The sequence below is a fragment of the Streptomyces yunnanensis genome (genome assembly GCF_029011865.1).
Lineage (GTDB): Bacteria > Actinomycetota > Actinomycetes > Streptomycetales > Streptomycetaceae > Streptomyces > Streptomyces yunnanensis.
Genome location: NZ_CP095749.1, coordinates 1,049,164 through 1,065,923 on the forward strand (window position 1 = coordinate 1,049,164; position 16,760 = coordinate 1,065,923).

Here is a 16,760-nt window from a genome sequence, read left to right on the forward strand (position 1 = left end):
TGCCTGACTGGTTCGCGCGCGCAAGGCCGCCACGCGCTCGCCCGGTGGTCACGAACCCTCGAAGCTTCCGGGCGGCAGGCTGGTGATCATTTCCAGCAGGCGGATCACCGCCGGGTCGGCGTCGGGGCGGTGGACGGCGTGCACGGCGGTGTCCAGATGGCCGACCTGCCCCCGGAGGGGGACGAAACTCACGCCCGGTCCGGTGAGGTGTTGCAGGCCCTCGGGAAGCAGGCTCACGCACAGACCCGCGGCGACGTAGCTGAACAGACCGCTGAGATCGTCGGCGACCACCACCCCACGAGGGGTGAAACCCGCCTGGCGACAAGCGAGTTGGAGCTGTTCGGCGAGGACGGGCAGGGCGTTCGGGTCGGGCAGGACGAAGTCCTCCTCCCGCAACTGCGCGAGGTCGATCCCGTCGGCGTCGGCCAGCCGGTGGTCGCACGGCATCGCGGCACCGATCCGCTCGGTGGCGACCACCCCGCTGACGAGATCGTCGGAGAGCTGCGCCGGGTCCCGCAGGAATCCGAGGTCGAGCGCCCCGGTGCGCACCCGGTCGGCCACCCCCTGCGAGGAGTCGTGCTGCAGGTGAATCCGGAGCCCGGGCAGCCGCTCGGCCGCCGCCCGCAACATCGTGGGCAGGTAGAGGTGGCTGAGGAGGCTGACGTAGCCAACGCGGACGTCTCCTTCCAGGCCGCTCGCGACCCGCCGGGCCCGCTCGACCACCGCGGTCTGCAGATCGAGCAGCCGCTGCGCGTCGGCGGCGAACACCTCACCGGCCGCGGTCAACCGCACCCCGCCCGGGCCGCGGTCCAGCAACCGCACACCCACCGCCCGCTCCAGGCGCTGGATCGACTGGCTGAGCGGCGGCTGGCTCATACCGAGCCGCTCGGCGGCCCGACCGAAGTGCTTCTCCTGCGCCACCGCCAGGAACTGTTCCAGCAGTCGACGCGACAGGTTGATATCGCCCAACGTATCGTTCACGAAGTAATCATATGGTGGATAGACCTGTGCCCTCGGGTGTCCACCGGGCCTCGACAAACCCGCCGGAGCGCCCCGGCTGTGCGGCTTCGTTCCGTTCGGCCGATTTGCCGCCGCTTCCCTCGCCCCGTTCCCTGGGAAATGAGGCCACTGCCGCGCCGCGTCCCGAGCTGGTTCCTCTCCTTCCTGTGGGGTGATCTTCGTGGCAGTCGTGACGATCGTCGGTGCCGGCGTCATCGGTATCTCCTGGGCGCGTCTGTTCGGCGCTGCCGGCTGGGAGGTCCGCATCAGCGACCCACGGCCCGACCTGCGGGAGCTGGTGGCGCGCGAGCTGGCGGACCTGCCGGTGAGGGCCACCGACGACCTGGCCGCGGCGGCGACCGGTGCGGACTTCGTGCAGGAAGCCGGACCGGAGCGCATCGAGATCAAGGAGCAGATGTTCGCCACGCTGGCCGCGCACACGCGCGGCGACGTGGTGCTCGCCTCGTCCTCCTCGTCCCTGTTGCCCTCGGCGATCGCCCAGGGCAACCCGGCCGCCGACCGGATCGTGATCGGCCATCCCTTCAACCCACCGGGGCTGATGCCGCTGGTCGAGGTGGTGCCGGGGCCGCTCACGTCCGCCCGCACGGCCGACCGGGCGAGCGAGGTCTACCGCGAGCTCGGCAAGCTGCCGATCCGGCTGAAGAAGGAGATCCCCGGCTTCGTCGGCAACCGCCTCCAGAAGGTCTTCGACGACCAAGCCGCCTACCTGGTGCAGCAGGGCGTGATCGACGTCCAGGACCTCGACGACCTGGTCCGGGCCTCGCTCGGCCTGCGCTGGGCCACCATCGGCCCGTTCGAGAGCGGCGTCCTGGGCGGCGGGCCCGGCGGCATGCGCCATCTGATGGCGCACGTCGGCTCCCAGCTGACCTTCGAGATCGGCGAGCCGGACCCGGCCCGGATGGGCGAGGTCCTCGACGCCGTCGAAGACGCCTACGGCACCGGCGAGTCGGCCTATGAGCACCTCGCCGACGTGCGCGACGGACGCACCCGTGCCGTCCTCAAGCCGCTGGGTTGGACCGAGCCCGCCTCCGGGGACGGCCGCCAGCAGTGACCACCGGCCCCATCCCCACCGGGGGCCCGGACAGATCGAAGGCGTCGAGGACAAGGACGACCACCGTAAGGACGACCACCGTGACGAACGCACTGCTGGCGCTGCAGGTCATACCCGGAAGAGTGCTGAGGATCAGTCTCCCGGACGGCCAGGTGCAAACCCTCCTGCACGATGCCGGCGCCGCCCCGGACGGCATCGTCGTCGACTCCGGCACCGCCTACTGGACCACCATGGGCGCCCCGCTGGTCGATCCCGGCACGCCCGGCGAAGCCGGCCAGGACTTCTCCCGCCGCAACGGCGGCGTGCATGCCCTGAACCTGGACGGCGGCCCCCGGCGCGACGTGGTCCCGACCGGCGCGATGACGACCGGCAAGCAGCTGACCGGCGACGGCGCCGGCACGCTCTACTGGGGCGACCGTGAGGGCCACCGGATCAGTCGGGTCCGGGTGGACGGCAGCGGCCTGACCCATCTCATCGTGAACCCCGCCGAGGACGGCATCATGGGCGAGTGCGTCGGAGTGGCCGTCGATCCCGCGCGGGGGCACCTGTACTGGACGCAGAAGGGACCGGCCAAGGGCGGCCGGGGCCGGATCTTCCGCGCCGGCCTGGAGATCCCGGCCGGCGAGACCGCCGAGAACCGCTCGGACATCGAGGTGCTCTGGCACGACCTGCCCGAGCCGATCGACCTGCACCTCGACGGCGACTGGCTGTACTGGACCGACCGCGGCGCGGCACCCGCCGGCAACACGCTCAACCGCGCGCCCGTTCCGGCACCCGGCGCTGCGGGGCAGGCGCCGGAGATCCTGGCGGACGGGTTCGCCGAGGCGATCGGCCTCGCCATCGACAGCGGGGCGGGCATCGCCTACGTCTCCGACCTCGGCGGCCACATCCGCGCCGTCCCCCTGCCGGACGGCCCTGCCGCCGGTCAGGAACCACGCGAGATCGCTGCGCTGCAGCACCCGTTGACCGGGCTGTGCCTCGTGCCTGGGGAGCCCTGACACCGGAGAAGTCCAGACGCCGGAGAAGTCCAGACATCGGAGAGGCCCACCGCCTCCTCCCCCCGAGCACGGACTCTGCACGCCCCGACATCCCGGCAGGCTCCCACCGGGATCTTTTCCGGATCCCTTCCGGATCCCTTCCGGATCCCGTCTGGGTGAGGGCCGGGGCGCGTCTCCCGCGCCCGCCGCAGTGATGAGCGGAGACTGTCCGAACCGCACCGGAGAAGCCCTTCGCCGCCCTTCTGTTCCTGTGAGTTCCTGTGAGTTCCTGTGTTCGTTCTTCTCGTCCTGGTGTTGCTGCTGTTCGTGTGGACCCTGGTGTCGGAGCGCATGGCGCGTTGGAACATCACCGCGCCGATCGCGTTCGCGGTGGCCGGTGTCGTGCTGGCCGGCGGGGCGCATCCGGCCATCTCCTTCGACCTGGAGACGCATCTCTTCCAGCGGGGCGTGGAACTCGTCCTCGCAGTGATGCTGTTCACCGACGCCACGGAGGCCAGGGACTACGAATCCCTCGGCCAATCGCTGGGCGGGCGCCGTCTGCTGGGCCTGGCCCTGCCGACCTCGGTCGTCCTGGCCATCGTGTTCGGTGCCGCGCTCTTCCCCGGTACGAGCTGGTGGCTGCTGGCCGTGGCCGCGCTGGTCGTGATGCCGACGGACCTCGCCCCGGTGCTGTCGTTCCTGCGCGACAAGCGCGTACCGCTGCGGGTACGGGCCGCGCTGAACATCGAGGGCGGCTTCAACGACGGGCTGATCTCCCCGCTCTTCGTCTTCTGCGTGGCCAACCTCACCAACACCAAGGGCGACTCCTTCACGGACCTGGTGCTCAATGCCCTCAAGGGGTCGGTGTTCGCGGTGCTCGTCGGCTCGGCCGTGGGATTCCTGGCCGCCCTTCTCGTACGGCGTTGCCTGGAGGCCGGCTGGGCCGGGCCCGCCGGGCTGCGCCTGGCCAGCCTGGCTCTGCCGTTCCTGACGTACGCGGCCACCGTCCTGATCGGCGGCAACGGCTTCGTCGCCGCGTTCATCACCGGCCTGTGCTACGCCCGTACCGCGCACGCCATCGGCCACCACAGCCTCGAACTCGCCCACGACGCCAGCCATGTGATGGCCCTGGCGGTGTGGTTCGCCTTCGGCAAGCTGACCGCGGACGAGTTCGTACAGGACGGCCTTGCCTGGCCGGTCATCGGCTACGCGCTGCTCGCCCTCACCGTGGCCCGCATCGTGCCGGTGTACGCCACGCTGAGTGGTATCGGCTTCGGCCGCGCCGAGCGCGCTGCGATCGGCTGGCTGGGCTCGCGCGGTGTCACGTCCATCGTCTTCGCGATCCTCGCGTACGTCCAACTCCCCTTGGGCGAGGCCGTGTTCGTCTTCAACCTGACGTGCGCGACCGTGTTGCTGAGCGTCATCCTGCACGGCGTCACGATGGAACCCATCGCCCACTGGTTCGCACGCAATCCGCGGCCCGCTGCCCCAACCACCCCTTCCCGGTGACAGACACCCTCGTCAGCGATCCGGCCGGTCGTTGTCGTCATCCGGTGTGTGCGTCGGTGCTCCGGCGATCGTGTCCTGGAACCAGGTGCGCAGGCGCCGCCAGCGGGCGTCGTGGGAAGCGGTGCGCCGTTCGGCGCGCGCCAGCGCCGCCGGACGGTCGCGGTAACGGCGGGCTGCCCAGGGCGAACCGGGCCTGGCCAGCCGGATGGCGGCAACGAGGCCGAGCACCGGGACGAACAGGCCGAGCACCCCCAGCCGCATCTTCCCCTTGGCGAACGCCACCGCCGCACACAGCAGATCGGCCACGATCACCGCGATCCAGGTGCCGCGCCCGGCAGTCGCGAGGTCGCCGAACGAGTCGACGCCCAGCGGATTGAACCCCGAAAGAACCGCGCCGACCGCGGCCACGGTGAGCGTGATCGCCTCGATGGAGGCACGTCCCTCCCGCGACCAGTACACGTCCTGCAGGTGCAGGATCAGCGCGAACTCGTCCAGGACGAGACCGGCCCCCGCACCGAAGACACCCGCGGCCAGGCACCGCGCCACACCCTCCCCTGACACCCCGACCGCCCAGAACCCCCCGACGACGGTCAGCACCACACCCGGCACCACATGGTGGATGTGCAGCCCGCCGGGCCGCACATTGCGAAACGGCCCCCGCCCGGCCCGGATCAAGCGCGTGATCACCCGGGTGACCAGGAACGCCCCGACGAACGCCGCCAACGCAACGGTGAGCGGCAGCCGCCCACTCTCCCCGGCGGCCGTCTGCCACCGCCCCGCCACATCCAACAACCCGTGGTGCAGTCTGTGGTTCAGTCTGTAGTCCAGCCCGTGGGTCAGTCCGTGGGTCAGTCCGTGGTCCTGCCTGTCGTCCATCACAGCCCGTCAACGACGACGCGTCGCTGGAGACACCGACACTCCGCCCGAAGGTAGGCCCCACTCGGCCCGCTGTCCGTCAGTGAGTCGAGGTTGCGGCAGGTCGGCATCGGGGTCCAACCCGGCATTGAGGCGCCAGGGCGCTTCTGACGGAGCGTCAGTCCCGGCTGTACTCGCACGAGCGTGAGATCGTAGGTCACCGAGCGGATCCACGACACTTCCCGTGCCACAGCGACAGCCTGACCTCGGCCGCAGAGCGCCTCGGCCGCGGGCAGACCACCAGGAAGACGGTCCCAACGGAACCTCCTGGGCGCGGGACGGGACGCACGGTGGAACCTCCGCACACATCACGAACTGATGCCGCCCCGCCGGCCTCGGGACCGCATAGCCGTCGCAGCCGAATCGGACTGTGCGCCGCGGCGATGGTGCCGCGGCGTAATCCGCTGGCCGCACGATCGCAGCGTCCCTACGGTGGCCCCATGACCGTCCTTCCCCTCCCCGTGCGAGGCATGAGCGTCTGCGTGGTGATGAACCGCGGCGGCTGCGGGCCGTTCGCACGCTTCGTCGCGGACTTCGAACCTCCGGGCGGCGAAGGGGAACTGGAGCTGCTCAGCGCCGTGTCCGAGCAGCGGCTGCCCGTCGAATTCCTCCCGGCGATCCGGGAGGGCCTGGCTCAGGGGCTCGGCGGTGTATCGGCTACGGTACTTCTCACGGACGGCTACTTCCACGAGACGGACTCCTGGGCGAGCGCCTACCGGATCGGTGCGGAACAGGCAGGCCGGGCCGCGCTCATCGGCGCGGGCCTGCTGCCGCCGGAGGAGGCCGAGGCGCTGCGCTGGGTCCGCTGGCCCGGCCGCCCGAGGCCCCGCCCCACCAAGCGCACACGCTGACCGCCTCGCCATGGCACCACCCTGGCCTCCTCGCGGGCCAGGGCAGGGAGTCGACGTGCAGGCCATCGATCAGTCGATCAATCTTCCGGCCGAAGCCGCCGACGGGCGGCCTCCAGCCGCTGGTCATAGTCAGGTGCGAACAGCTCGGGAAGCTCCTTGTCCAACGTCCCGGCGATTCGATGGACCGGCGCCCAGACCGCCGGATCGTCGACAACCCGGCCGAGATCCGTCATCTGCAGCTTCTCCAACCAGCGCGACAGCACCAGTGCCTCATCGCTCGTGAGCTTGATCGTGACGTGTCCATCGCCCATGCGCGCCCCTACGTCTCGGCCTCCATCTTCGGCCACAGAATCTACGGCCCGACGGCTCCTTCCCCTCACATGGGGCCCCGTGGACAGGCTCATGGCCTCCACCAGGCCCGGACGCTCGGGGAGCTGTTCCGCGTCAGGCCGACGCAGGCGGGGCCGGGACGGGCGAAGGTGCGGTTCGGGACCGGGTGACGGCGTCGTGGAGGGCCTTCGGATCGTCCGCGTGCAGCCTGATCAGCCGTACCGGGCGGGGCGCGCCGAACAGCCGCGGCGCATCGACGGGCTCCGCCAGTTCGAGGGTGACGGAGGTCTGCGAGCCGACGTCCAGGTTCAACTCACCGTCCGCCTTCTGGTGGGTGAACAGCGTCTCGCGCCGGACGGAGACGATCCGGTCGAGCGGCACGCGGACGTCGATGTGGGCCGCCTGGCGGACGCGCAGGACGCCGTCGGCGAGCACGTGCGGCCGGGTTGCGGAGGCCGCATGCAGACCGAGGACGAAGAGGACGGTGTAGACGTCCAGGACGAGGACCACGGCGTGGAGGACGGGCCGGTTGGCGAGCAGGAACGACATGCCGACGGTCTCGACGACGCAGACGAACGCGAAGCCGTACATCTGGGCGGCCTGGTCGCGAGCGTGCGGGAAGACCGCGTCGGCCCCGTTGATGCCGTGCGGGCGGCGGGCGACCCATCGGGCCAGGCTCGTCATCAGCCGCAGCTCGTGCCCGACGACACGCAGCACCGGCTCGGGCACGAGTTCCGCGAGCGTCTCCCGCCGGGAGAGCCCGCGCCGCCGCAGCCGCAGCCAGACGAACACCTCGGCACCGAGCAACATCAGCATGAGCAGTTCGACACCGAGCAGGACAGCGCCGGGTATCCGCACCCCGCCGATCAGACAAGCGGCGAGCACGACCTCGGCGGGTAGCACGGCGTACGCGACGGCGCGCAGCCCGCGCAGGACCCGCCCCCGCGGCGGGGCGGCAGGCCGGGACCGGGACCCGGACTGGGCCCCAGACTGGGACTGGGACTGGGACCGGGACGTCCGGGGGGACGGAGCCGTCATGGCGTTCCCTCCCGTCGTTCCGCTACGAGGCGGACTGCCTGGCGGACCGCTGCTGACTGGGCCGGGGCCAGGTCCGCGAAGAAGACGTCCGCCAGACCGTCGGCGCCCTCGGCTGGCAGCTGCACCCCCAACTCGTCCGGCAGCAGGGCCGCCAGCGCCGCCGCGGCGCGGGTCACCCGCGGGTCGTCCGGCTCCGCGTCGGCGAGGGCGTCCAGGAGGCCGTACACCTCGCCCGCGCCCTCCGCCATTCCGCGCAGCGCCCCCATCAGCCGGGCCCGCTCCGCCTCGGGGATCACGGTGTCGATGAGGGCCAGGACTTCCCGGTCCTTCACGGCCATCGGGGAATCCGGCAGGTCGCCGAGGTCCGCCAACACCCTGGTGAGTTCCGGCGACACCGGCCCGTCGGCGGTCAGCCGCCCGGCTCGCGCCTCGGCCAGCAGCGTGGCGAGCCGCACCCGCCGATCCCGGATGGCCACCTCCTGCCGCCCGAGGTCCTCGTCCAACTCCTCCAGGATCTCCACCAGCTCCCGCCCCTCGTCGTCCGCGAGGGCGTCCCGGACCTCGTCGAGCCCGAGTCCCAGCTCGGTCAGCCGCCGGATCCGGGCGAGCAGGACGGCGTCCCGGAAGCCGTACTCGCGGTAGCTGTTGGCCCGCCGTGGGGGCTCGGGCAGCAGCCCGAGATGGTGGTAGTGCCGCACGGCCCGAGGGGTGACCCCGACGAGGGCGGCGATCTCGCCGATTCGCATGGGTTCAGTAGAAACCCTGACGTCGCGGCAAGGTCAATGGCGGCCCGGTACGGCGGGGATCGCGGTGGGCGCGGTCGGCCGCCTGGGCGGTCGGACGCGTGGGGTGCCCTGGATTCCCGGGGGGGGAGCACGGGGACGTCCGGGCTCGCCAGGCAGGATGGAGGCTCAGGGACGTCCGGGCCCGTCTCCGTGGACCCAGGAGCAGGCGAGGCTGTTCGACCAACCGTGACGGCACCCTCACCTGGCTCAGTTCGGCAGCGCGTGGTCGAGCCGCGTCAGCTCCGCCTCGCTCAGCCTGAGTTGCGCGGCGTGGGCCGAGTCGGTGATGGAGGCCGGGCGACTGGCTCCCGGCACCGGGATCACGACCGGGGAGCGGGCGAGCAACCAGGCCAGGGCGATCTGCTGCGGGCTGACGCCGTGCTCGGCCGCGACGCGGTGGAAAGTGGTGCCCATGGAGGTGGGCCCGGAGGGGCCGTCGAGGGAGCTGCGGGAGATGCCGCCGAGGGGGCTCCAGGGCAGGAACGCCAGGCCCAGTTCGGTGCTCAGCCGTAGCTGCGGCTCGCTGTCGCGGACGGCGGGCGAGTACTGGTTCTGAACGGAGACGAGTCCGGCGCCGAGGATTGCGTGCGCCTGGCGGATCTGGGCGGTGGTGACGTTGGAGATCCCGGCGGCGCGGATCGTGCCGGCGTCGAGGAGTTCGCGCAGGGCACCGACGGACTCCGCCCAAGGCACGGCCGGGTCCGGCTTGTGCAACTGGTACAGGCCGATGGCGTCGACGCCCAGCCGCTTGGCGGAGGCTTCGGCTGCGTGCTTGAGGTGTTCCGGGGCGCCGTTGACGGTCCAGCTGCCGTCGCCGGGCCGGCCGCGACCTCCCTTGGTGGCGATCAGGACGCCGGAGGTGTCGCCGCCGTAGCGGGCCAGGGCGCGGGCGATCAGCAGCTCGTTGTGGCCCACCTCGTCGGCGTGCCAGTGGTAGCTGTCGGCGGTGTCGATGAGCGTGATGCCGGCGTCGAGGGCGGCGTGGACGGTGGCGATGGCCCGCTGCTCGTCCGGGCGGTGCTCGATGGACAGCGGCATGGCGCCCAGGCCGACGGCGCTGACGGTGGTGTCTCCGATGGTGCGGTGCTGCATGGCGGTTCGTGTTCCTTAGGTGGCGGGGGCTGCCTGGATGGCAGAGGTGGCGGGGGTGGTGGATACGGCGAGGATGGTGGATGCGGCGAGGGTGGCGGATGCAGTGAGGGTTTCGTCGACGGCGCCGGGCAGCCAGTCGATGGCGCGGGAGAAGGCGAAACCCAGTTCCTTCGCGCGGGTGTTGCTCATGGCGTAGTGGCGGTCGTAGGAGAACGGCGAAGCCGTCTCGCCCGCGGCGACCACCCGGTAGACGGGTTCCCGGCCGGCCTGTGCGGCGACGATCGCGGCAAGGTCGCGTACGCCGAGCAGGCCGTCGGAGCAGGCGTTGACCGGGCCGGTGAAGTCGGTGGCGGTGGCCGCCCACAGCAGCAGGTCCGCCAGCTCCTCGTGGTGGATGAACACCGTCGGCAGCGCGTTCTCGTGCACCGTGATCTCCTCGCCCTGGCAGATGTGCTCGACGAAGTGCGCCAGCCGGCCGGTGAACTCCCGCGCGCCGCCGCCGAGCACGTGCGCGCTGCGTACGGAGGCGAACGCGAAGCTGCCGGCGCGGGTGAGGACGGCCTCGGCCTGGCGCTTGCCCTCGGCGTAGTGGGCCTCCAGGTATGCCTCGTCGTGCCAGGGCAGGTCCATTGCCGCCAGCCAGGTGGCCGGATCCACGTTCTCCTCCGGCACCGGGGTGCCCGCCGGCACGGCCGGCAGCGCGGCGGTCGCCGGGTCGTAGACCTCGATCGTGGAGGTCATGACGTAGCGCCGGGTGCGGCCGGCGAAGGCGCGGGCGGCGATCGCGGCCTGCACGGGGGTGTAGCAGACCTGATCGACAACGACGTCGAAGGTGCGGGAGCCGAGCGCGGCGATGAGAGACGCCTCGTCGTTGCGGTCGACAACCAGGTGCTCGACGCCGGCGGGCGTCCCGGTGGAGCCGCGGTTGATCACGGTGACCTGGTGGCCGGTGGTGGCCTGCAGTCGCTCGACCAGGAGCTTTCCGAAGTACCGGCTTCCGCCGATGACGCAGATCCTTTGCATGCCCCCACCCTGGATGCCTATCGTCATCAGCAGAAGTGGTGACTTACTGGAAACGCCTTAAGGAATACTGTTGATTGATGTGCAGCGGCTCCGCATCCTGCGGGCGGTGGCGGACCACGGCAGCTTCAGCCAGGCGGCCACGGCTCTCCGCCTCACCCCTTCCGCCGTCTCCCAGCACATAGCGGTGTTGGAACGCAGCCTCGGCGCCCAGGTCGTGGCACGCAGCACGCGCGGCGTCACCCTCACCCAGGCCGGCCAGATCATGGTCGGGGCCGCCGAGTCCGTCACCGCCGAGCTCGAACAGGCGAAGCAGCAGGTCGAGCGGCTCAGCACGGGCCGCGTACAGCTCACCGTCGCCACCTTCACCAGCGGCGGCAGGCACCTACTGCCCGGCGCGCTCCCCCGGTTCATGGCAGCCCATCCCCATACCGTGCTCCACGTCAGGGAGGGCGAGCCCGAGAGCACCTTGCCCCTTGTTCGCCAAGGCGCCGTCGACCTCGCTCTCGCCTACCGCTTCGACGGCCCGCTGCCCGTGGGGCCGGGCCCGAGCTCCCGCCTGCGGTGGACCGCGCTCCTGGAAGATCCCTTGCACGTCGTGATGCCGAAGGGGCATCGATTCGCCGACCGCGAGTCGCTCGACATCGCCGAGCTGGCAGCCGAGCCCTGGGTACTCGGATGCCTGAAGACCGATGCCTACCTGCGCCGTTACGCCGAGCGCGCAGGCTTCGCACCGGACGTGCGCAGCACCACCACCGACTACTTCTTCGCCCGCTCGCTCGTCGCCGCGGGAATGGGGATCTCCCTGGTCCCTTCCATCGCGCTCGTTCCGACGGTGCCGGGCCTGCACGCCGTCCCGATCGAACCGCCGGCTCCGACCCGGCACATCGGCGTTGTCACGCTCGACCGCGCTCGCGACCGCCCCCACGTCACGGCGTTCATCCAGGCCCTCCGCGAGCAGGCGACACATCAGTAGACGAGTGCACCGGCGCGGATCACGGAGGTGCCCTGTACGGGCGCCCACTGACGCACGATGTGCCGCAAGGCTCCGGTCATTGGCGCGGGATGGGTACGCCTGCGGAGCGGAGTTTGGCCTCGGTGAGCGCGGTCAGCCGGGCCGCGATCGGTGCCTGGTCCCCGCGGTGGTTGTTGATCAGCCGGTACTGGGTGGAAGCCTTGCTCCATGCCTGCCGGCTGGTGGGATTCCCCAACAGTGTGGGGTTGGCGAGGTAGTGGTCGGCCATGGCGGTCGCCAGTTCTTCGATTCTCGGATCGTCCGGTTCCCAGGTCTCGGCCTCCCAGCCACGCTTGGTCAGGTCGATGCTCTCGGGGTCGTCGAGCCGGTGTTCCAGCTGGGTCAGGAAGCCGTCGAAGCCCGCCGGTACCAGCGCCCGGGCCAGTACCAGGGCCTCGCGTTGCGCGGCCACGTAGTCGGGGCTGAAGCCGAGGCCGGGCATCCGGTCCAGAATCGCGCAGGCGCGGTCGGGCAACAGGGCCCGGTCGCCGTCGGCGAGCTGCTGCAGAGCGTCCCGCCGAGCCGCCAACTCCTCGATTTTTGCGGTGAGTTGCCGCTCGACGTCGACGAGCGTGGCGGCGAACTGCGCGGCGTCGGCGTCGAGCAGCGGCCCGGTCTCGGCCAGCGGCACCCCGGCGGCGGCCAGCGTCCGGACCTGCACCAACCGGAGCAACTCGTCCGATCCGTACCGCCGATATCCGGAGCTGTCGCGTTCCGGCTCCTCGACCAGGCCGAGCTTGTGGTAGTGCCGCACCGTCTTCACCGTGACGCCGACGAACGCCGCCGCCTGCCCGATCGTGACTCCGCTCATCATGTGCTCAGTCTGCCTTGCGCTCGGGCTCGGGCTCGGCGACTACGCACACCTCGGCCGAGCATAGGGAGGGACGGGCCACGCCGAGTTCACCCGGCTCGGCGTGGCCGCGTTGCGCGTTCTGCCTGTTCCCGACGGGGAGGCGTCGGGCACTCGAAGCGTACGCACCCCAGGCGTTCACGTCGTCGGCTGGCCCGGATCGGCCTGCCCGCCGCAGAACACCTCGTCGACGAGCCGTTGTTGGGCTTTGTGGAACGCTGGCGCTAGGGACAGGTCGGCGTCGTCCACGCAGGTCAGCCCGGCGGTCAGGGTCTTGCTGCCGTCGGGTGTGCTGTACATCAGCGCCACCGAGCCCATGGTGGCGCCGTTGTGGTGGAAGACGGTGCCGCCACCCGGGCCCGTGTCCTGCGCGAACACCCCCAGGCCGTAGCCGACGGTCGCCTCCGGGGTGCGCATCTCGGTCAGCAGCTCGGCAGGCAGGAGCCTGCCGCCCATCAGTGCGGAGAAGTACGTGTGCAGATCCTGAGTGGTCGAGATCATGTCGCCGCCGGCCGAAACCCAGGAGGGGTTGTGCCGGGTGACATCGACCGTCTTCTCCTGCCCGGCGTCCTCGTAGCGGTAGTAGCTGTGGTTGTGGGGCTCGGGGATCTCCGGCGAGGTGCCCGGCGCCACGGTGCCGGTCATCCCCAGCGGCCCCAGGACCAGCCGCTGCAGCTCCTCGGCGAACGCACGGCCGGTGACCTTCTCGATCACCAGCCGGGCCAGCACGTAGTTGGTGTTGGCGTAGCTCCAGCCGGTCCCCGGCGCAAACCGTGCCGGCTTGGACAACGACAGCCGCACCAACTCTTCGGGCAGGTAGGTGTGGAATCGGTTGTCCACCCACTCCTTGCCCTGCCAGGGGACCCCCAGCGTGATCGTCCCGTCCTCGTAGAGCTCGCCGGTGTGGTTGAAGATCCCGCTGGTGTGCTGCAGCAGCATCCGCACCGTGATCCGCCGGTCCAGGCCGAACTCGGGCAGGTAGCCATCGGCCGGGGCGTCCAGGCCGATCCTGCCCTCGGCCACCAGCAGGAGCACCAAGGTCGCAACGAAGTTCTTGGTGCTGCTGCCGATGCGGAAGTGCCCGTTGGTCAGCGGCTTGCCGCTCTGGCCCAGCTCGCGCGCCCCGGCGCTGCCGACCCACTCGCCCTGCTCGTCGTTCACCCGGAGCTGGACCCCGAGGAAGCCGGATTCGACGATCTCCTCGATCGCCTTCTGCAGCTCCGGGCGATCCTGCCCCTGGTCGGAAGGGATGATGGACATGTTGCTCCTTCACGGCTGTTGCGCCCGGGTCGTCGTCGGGCCGCTGCGACGAGCTTTCACCCTGCCCCAAGGTCAACCTCAACCGTGCGCTGGCTCACAGTCGGTCGCCTTGGAGGTTGGAACGGTTTCGCGAGCAGGCGCCACCCCAGTCCGGCCCGGCCCCGCTACCCTCCACCGGTTCCGACGGCTCTCTGCTCCGACGCGGTCATGTGCCGGGCCAGACAGCCCCTGCCTAGGCTTTGCGGGCGAGCAGTTGAACTTCCTGGAACTGCCGTCGGTCGGTGGGCTGAGGCTCGCGCACCATCCGGGCCACCTCGGCCAACTCGAACGTGCGCAGCATCGCGGCAAGGTGATCCGGCGACCACCGATAGGCCGGCGCGACTGCGTGATCGAAGACCTGAGTCGGGTGAGACGGACCATCGCTCGCCGAAAAGCCGATCAGAAGGTGGCCGCCAGGTGCCAGTACGCGATGGAACTCCGCCAAGATGGCGGGGAGTTCTTGCGGTGGAGTGTGGATGATGGACCAGCGCGAGAGTACGCCGCCCAGCTCGCCGTCGGCGACGTTCACCGCGGCCATCGAACCCACCTCGAACCGTAGCCCGGGATAGGCATGCCGAGCCTGCTTGATCATCCCAGAAGAGGCATCAATCCCGAACACCGCCAGCCCCAACTCCTCCAGATGGGCGGTGATATGGCCGGTGCCGCACCCCAGGTCCGCGACCTGACCGTCGCCACCCGCGCGTACGACCTCGGCGAAGGCACTCAAGATCGCGCGGTCCAGCGGCCTGTCCTTCAGCTCGCCGTGGAAGAGTTGCGCATACAGAGGGGCGGCGGCGTCGTAGGCGTCGCGGGTGGCAGTGAGGGCATCGTGTTCGACCATGCTTGCGACAGTAGTTCCTGACGCCGGGAATCTCCGCCGGCGGAACTGGGTTACTGGCTATTACAACGATCACGGCAGGATGGACCGCGGTGCACCGCAGGGAGGGACGGGAGCCGATGAGCCTTCGTCAGTTCGAGTACGCCCTGGCCGTTGCCGAGCAGGGCTCGGTGACCGCAGCGGCGGAACTGCTACACGTTGCTCAACCATCGGTGTCCCAACAGATCCGCGGCCTGAAGCGGGACCTCGGCGTGCAACTCTTCGCCCGCACACCGAGCGGACTGGTGCCCACCGTGGTCGGCCGCGCGTTCCTGCGGGATGCCGAGGTCGCGGTGAGCGCGGCGCGGCGGGCGAGAGCGACGGCGCGGTCCGGCGCCGACGAGCTGGTGGGCGAGCTGGCGGTCGCGGTGCAGATGGGCTTCGGCACGCGGCAGCTGCCGGGCGCGCTGAGCGCGTTGCGTCGCCGCTTCCCTCGGCTGGAGGTGACCGTCTTCGAGGAGCCCAGCTCCGCCGAGTTGGATCGACTGGGACGCCGCGGAGCGCTGGACCTCGCCCTGATGGCGGCGTGCAAGCAGAGCCCCGCCGACGCCCACCACCTCGGCGACGAGGAGTTCGTCGTGGTGTTGGGCGCCGGACACCGGCAGCTCGCCGCGGACCGGGTCGAGCTGCGCGAACTGGAGGGAGAACCGTGGGTGAGGTTCGACCGCGACAGCGCGCTCGACGGCGTGCTGCTGGATGTGCTGCGCAACAACGATCTGACCCCGACCACGGTCGCCCGCGTGTCCCAGACGGCGACGGCCGTGCGCTGGGCCGCCCACGGGCTGGGGGTGACGCTCGTCCCGGCCTCCGCGGTGCCCCACGGTCACGAGCACCTTGTGCGCCCTGTGTTCCCGGCCGTGTCCCAGCCCGTCCTCGCGGTGGTCCGGCCCGGCCCGGGCCCGGCGGAGACGGCCCTGCTCGAACTCCTCCGCCAGGAGACCTGGTCCGAGTCCGCTCTCTCCTCATCCGCGTCCTGACGGCCGCGAAGAAAGCGGGCGGGCAGGAATTCCCCTCGTCAAAAATGACGCCCCGGAGTACCGGAATTCTGAAACACCGAGATGCCGGAAGACCGAAAGTTCGGAACGCCGGAACGCCGGAACACTGTCGGCGTCAACCTCTGTGGAATTCACCGCCGTCGACGACGAGATTGCTCCCGGTCAGCCAGCTCGCCTGCTCGGACACGAGGAACAGCACCGCGTGGGCGATGTCGTCGGGCCGACCATCGCGCCCCAGCGGCACGGTGCTGTTGTCCTGGTTCGCCCCCGCGGTGTCTTTCCGGTCCGGTGCCACGATGTTGTTCTGGTCCGGTGCCACGGTGTTGTTCTGGTCCGGTGCCGCGTCCAGGCGAGCCCACTGCTCCCGCGTCTCTTCGCCGCCGGGGGTGGCGGTTCTGCCGGGAGAGACGGTGTTGACCCTGATCCCGAACGGGGCCAACTCCAAGGCCAGTCCCCGGCTGTAGTTCTCCAGCGCCGCCTTCGCCGCCGTGTAGTGCAGGAACGGCGCTACCGGCGCGGGGACCACGGCGGAGGAAACATGCACGATCATCCCCGAACGCCGTTTCCGCATCCCCGGTGTCAGCAACGAGTCCAGCCGCACCGACGCCAGGAAGTTCAGGTCCAGCGCCTCCTGCCACTCCTCGTCGGGGATGGCCGAACTACCCTTGTACGGCCGCGCCCCGCCCGCGTTGTGGACCAGGATGTCCACCCCGCCGAGCATCTCCTGCGCGGCCGCGGCGAGCGCCTCCGCTCCCGCCCGGGTCCGCACGTCGGCCGCTACGAAGGTGGCCCCCTCCGGCACCGCGCTCGACGCCGACCTGGCAGTCGTGAGCACCTCGGCACCCGCCTCCAGGAGTCGGCGCACGACGGCCGCTCCGATTCCGCGCGAACCACCCGTCACCAGTGCCCGCTTTCCCTCCAGTTCCCGCTTTCCCGATCCGTTCTCATGCGTAGCCATGCCACCGACCCTTTCCCTCGCGTCATTGTCCGCTCGACGGGAGAAGAGGAACCCACGTACACAGAGCGCGAAACTTCGGAGATATCGCGATGAGCACCTCGTCGAGCCATTTCACGGTAGGTCCGGAGGAGAACGAGAGGCAAAGACGAAATGTCAGCAGAGGCCATAGGGAATCCTT

At 70.6% G+C, this 16,760-nt stretch carries 17 protein-coding genes; 6 read left to right on the forward strand and 11 right to left on the reverse strand.

The window, feature by feature from the left end:
- Nucleotides 1–48: 48 nt before the first annotated feature.
- Nucleotides 49–981: a LysR family transcriptional regulator gene (locus MOV08_RS04280; protein ID WP_275306328.1), complete on the reverse strand. Its 933-nt coding sequence runs from the start codon at nucleotides 979–981 to the stop codon at nucleotides 49–51.
- Between the two features lie 199 nt (nucleotides 982–1,180).
- Here MOV08_RS04280 and MOV08_RS04285 point away from each other — a divergent pair, with 199 nt between their 5' ends.
- The 3 genes from MOV08_RS04285 to MOV08_RS04295 all read left to right on the forward strand — a co-directional run bounded on the left by MOV08_RS04285 (nucleotide 1,181) and on the right by MOV08_RS04295 (nucleotide 4,557).
- Nucleotides 1,181–2,071 (forward strand): 3-hydroxyacyl-CoA dehydrogenase NAD-binding domain-containing protein, encoded by an 891-nt coding sequence (locus MOV08_RS04285; protein ID WP_275306329.1) that lies wholly within the window; start codon nucleotides 1,181–1,183, stop codon nucleotides 2,069–2,071.
- An 80-nt stretch (nucleotides 2,072–2,151) separates the two neighbouring features.
- Complete coding sequence (locus tag MOV08_RS04290) at nucleotides 2,152–3,069, forward strand: SMP-30/gluconolactonase/LRE family protein (RefSeq protein WP_275306331.1); 918 nt, start codon at nucleotides 2,152–2,154, stop codon at nucleotides 3,067–3,069.
- Nucleotides 3,070–3,339: 270 nt separating this feature from the next.
- The gene (locus MOV08_RS04295; RefSeq protein ID WP_275306332.1) at nucleotides 3,340–4,557 is read left to right on the forward strand and encodes a cation:proton antiporter domain-containing protein; all 1,218 of its coding nucleotides are present in this window, start codon (nucleotides 3,340–3,342) and stop codon (nucleotides 4,555–4,557) included.
- Between the two features lie 12 nt (nucleotides 4,558–4,569).
- Here the strand turns inward: MOV08_RS04295 and MOV08_RS04300 are convergent, their stop codons facing one another.
- Nucleotides 4,570–5,433, reverse strand: a complete 864-nt coding sequence (locus tag MOV08_RS04300; protein ID WP_275306334.1) for a hypothetical protein — start codon at nucleotides 5,431–5,433, stop codon at nucleotides 4,570–4,572.
- A gap of 479 nt (nucleotides 5,434–5,912) precedes the next feature.
- Between MOV08_RS04300 and MOV08_RS04305 the strand changes: the two genes are divergently transcribed.
- Nucleotides 5,913–6,323, forward strand: a complete 411-nt coding sequence (locus MOV08_RS04305; RefSeq protein WP_275306336.1) for a hypothetical protein — start codon at nucleotides 5,913–5,915, stop codon at nucleotides 6,321–6,323.
- A gap of 77 nt (nucleotides 6,324–6,400) precedes the next feature.
- Here MOV08_RS04305 and MOV08_RS04310 read toward each other — a convergent pair whose 3' ends face one another.
- The 5 genes from MOV08_RS04310 to MOV08_RS04330 form a co-directional block, all read right to left on the reverse strand.
- On the reverse strand, nucleotides 6,401–6,634 hold the full coding sequence (locus tag MOV08_RS04310) for a hypothetical protein (RefSeq protein ID WP_275306338.1): 234 nt from the start codon (nucleotides 6,632–6,634) through the stop codon (nucleotides 6,401–6,403).
- Between the two features lie 133 nt (nucleotides 6,635–6,767).
- Nucleotides 6,768–7,691 carry a hypothetical protein gene (locus MOV08_RS04315; RefSeq protein ID WP_275306340.1) on the reverse strand — a complete coding sequence of 308 codons (924 nt, stop codon included), beginning with the start codon at nucleotides 7,689–7,691 and terminating at the stop codon, nucleotides 6,768–6,770.
- The gene (locus tag MOV08_RS04320; RefSeq protein ID WP_275306341.1) at nucleotides 7,688–8,437 is read right to left on the reverse strand and encodes a MerR family transcriptional regulator; all 750 of its coding nucleotides are present in this window, start codon (nucleotides 8,435–8,437) and stop codon (nucleotides 7,688–7,690) included. The genes MOV08_RS04315 and MOV08_RS04320 overlap by 4 nt, the downstream gene beginning before the upstream one ends.
- 246 nt (nucleotides 8,438–8,683) lie before the next feature.
- The gene (locus MOV08_RS04325) at nucleotides 8,684–9,568 is read right to left on the reverse strand and encodes an aldo/keto reductase (protein WP_275306342.1); all 885 of its coding nucleotides are present in this window, start codon (nucleotides 9,566–9,568) and stop codon (nucleotides 8,684–8,686) included.
- A 15-nt stretch (nucleotides 9,569–9,583) separates the two neighbouring features.
- Nucleotides 9,584–10,591, reverse strand: coding sequence for an NAD-dependent epimerase/dehydratase family protein (locus tag MOV08_RS04330; protein ID WP_275306343.1), 1,008 nt, complete (start codon nucleotides 10,589–10,591; stop codon nucleotides 9,584–9,586).
- Nucleotides 10,592–10,661: 70 nt separating this feature from the next.
- On the opposite strand from MOV08_RS04330, the gene MOV08_RS04335 reads away from it, so the two are divergent.
- On the forward strand, nucleotides 10,662–11,564 hold the full coding sequence (locus MOV08_RS04335) for a LysR family transcriptional regulator (RefSeq protein ID WP_275306345.1): 903 nt from the start codon (nucleotides 10,662–10,664) through the stop codon (nucleotides 11,562–11,564).
- A 76-nt stretch (nucleotides 11,565–11,640) separates the two neighbouring features.
- Here the strand turns inward: MOV08_RS04335 and MOV08_RS04340 are convergent, their stop codons facing one another.
- The 3 genes from MOV08_RS04340 to MOV08_RS04350 form a co-directional block, all read right to left on the reverse strand.
- Nucleotides 11,641–12,417, reverse strand: coding sequence for a MerR family transcriptional regulator (locus MOV08_RS04340; protein ID WP_275306347.1), 777 nt, complete (start codon nucleotides 12,415–12,417; stop codon nucleotides 11,641–11,643).
- A gap of 174 nt (nucleotides 12,418–12,591) precedes the next feature.
- Complete coding sequence (locus MOV08_RS04345) at nucleotides 12,592–13,713, reverse strand: serine hydrolase domain-containing protein (RefSeq protein WP_275306349.1); 1,122 nt, start codon at nucleotides 13,711–13,713, stop codon at nucleotides 12,592–12,594.
- A 232-nt stretch (nucleotides 13,714–13,945) separates the two neighbouring features.
- Entirely contained in the window at nucleotides 13,946–14,593 is a 648-nt protein-coding gene (locus MOV08_RS04350) for a class I SAM-dependent methyltransferase (protein WP_275306350.1), read from the reverse strand.
- A gap of 116 nt (nucleotides 14,594–14,709) precedes the next feature.
- Between MOV08_RS04350 and MOV08_RS04355 the strand changes: the two genes are divergently transcribed.
- Complete coding sequence (locus MOV08_RS04355) at nucleotides 14,710–15,606, forward strand: LysR family transcriptional regulator (RefSeq protein ID WP_275306352.1); 897 nt, start codon at nucleotides 14,710–14,712, stop codon at nucleotides 15,604–15,606.
- 133 nt (nucleotides 15,607–15,739) lie between these two features.
- Here MOV08_RS04355 and MOV08_RS04360 read toward each other — a convergent pair whose 3' ends face one another.
- Nucleotides 15,740–16,582: an SDR family oxidoreductase gene (locus MOV08_RS04360; protein WP_275306354.1), complete on the reverse strand. Its 843-nt coding sequence runs from the start codon at nucleotides 16,580–16,582 to the stop codon at nucleotides 15,740–15,742.
- Between the last annotated feature and the right edge of the window lie 178 nt (nucleotides 16,583–16,760).

Bases quoted from the DNA above. Each gene is read 5' to 3' on its own strand.
- MOV08_RS04300 (WP_275306334.1), bottom strand. From the start codon at position 5,433: ATGGACGACAGGCAGGACCACGGACTGACCCACGGACTGACCCACGGG.
- MOV08_RS04305 (WP_275306336.1), top strand. From the start codon at position 5,913: ATGACCGTCCTTCCCCTCCCCGTGCGAGGCATGAGCGTCTGCGTGGTG.
- MOV08_RS04310 (WP_275306338.1), bottom strand. From the start codon at position 6,634: ATGGGCGATGGACACGTCACGATCAAGCTCACGAGCGATGAGGCACTG.
- MOV08_RS04315 (WP_275306340.1), bottom strand. From the start codon at position 7,691: ATGACGGCTCCGTCCCCCCGGACGTCCCGGTCCCAGTCCCAGTCCCAG.
- MOV08_RS04320 (WP_275306341.1), bottom strand. From the start codon at position 8,437: ATGCGAATCGGCGAGATCGCCGCCCTCGTCGGGGTCACCCCTCGGGCC.
- MOV08_RS04325 (WP_275306342.1), bottom strand. From the start codon at position 9,568: ATGCAGCACCGCACCATCGGAGACACCACCGTCAGCGCCGTCGGCCTG.
- MOV08_RS04330 (WP_275306343.1), bottom strand. From the start codon at position 10,591: ATGCAAAGGATCTGCGTCATCGGCGGAAGCCGGTACTTCGGAAAGCTC.
- MOV08_RS04340 (WP_275306347.1), bottom strand. From the start codon at position 12,417: ATGATGAGCGGAGTCACGATCGGGCAGGCGGCGGCGTTCGTCGGCGTC.
- MOV08_RS04345 (WP_275306349.1), bottom strand. From the start codon at position 13,713: ATGTCCATCATCCCTTCCGACCAGGGGCAGGATCGCCCGGAGCTGCAG.
- MOV08_RS04350 (WP_275306350.1), bottom strand. From the start codon at position 14,593: ATGGTCGAACACGATGCCCTCACTGCCACCCGCGACGCCTACGACGCC.
- MOV08_RS04355 (WP_275306352.1), top strand. From the start codon at position 14,710: ATGAGCCTTCGTCAGTTCGAGTACGCCCTGGCCGTTGCCGAGCAGGGC.
- MOV08_RS04360 (WP_275306354.1), bottom strand. From the start codon at position 16,582: ATGGCTACGCATGAGAACGGATCGGGAAAGCGGGAACTGGAGGGAAAG.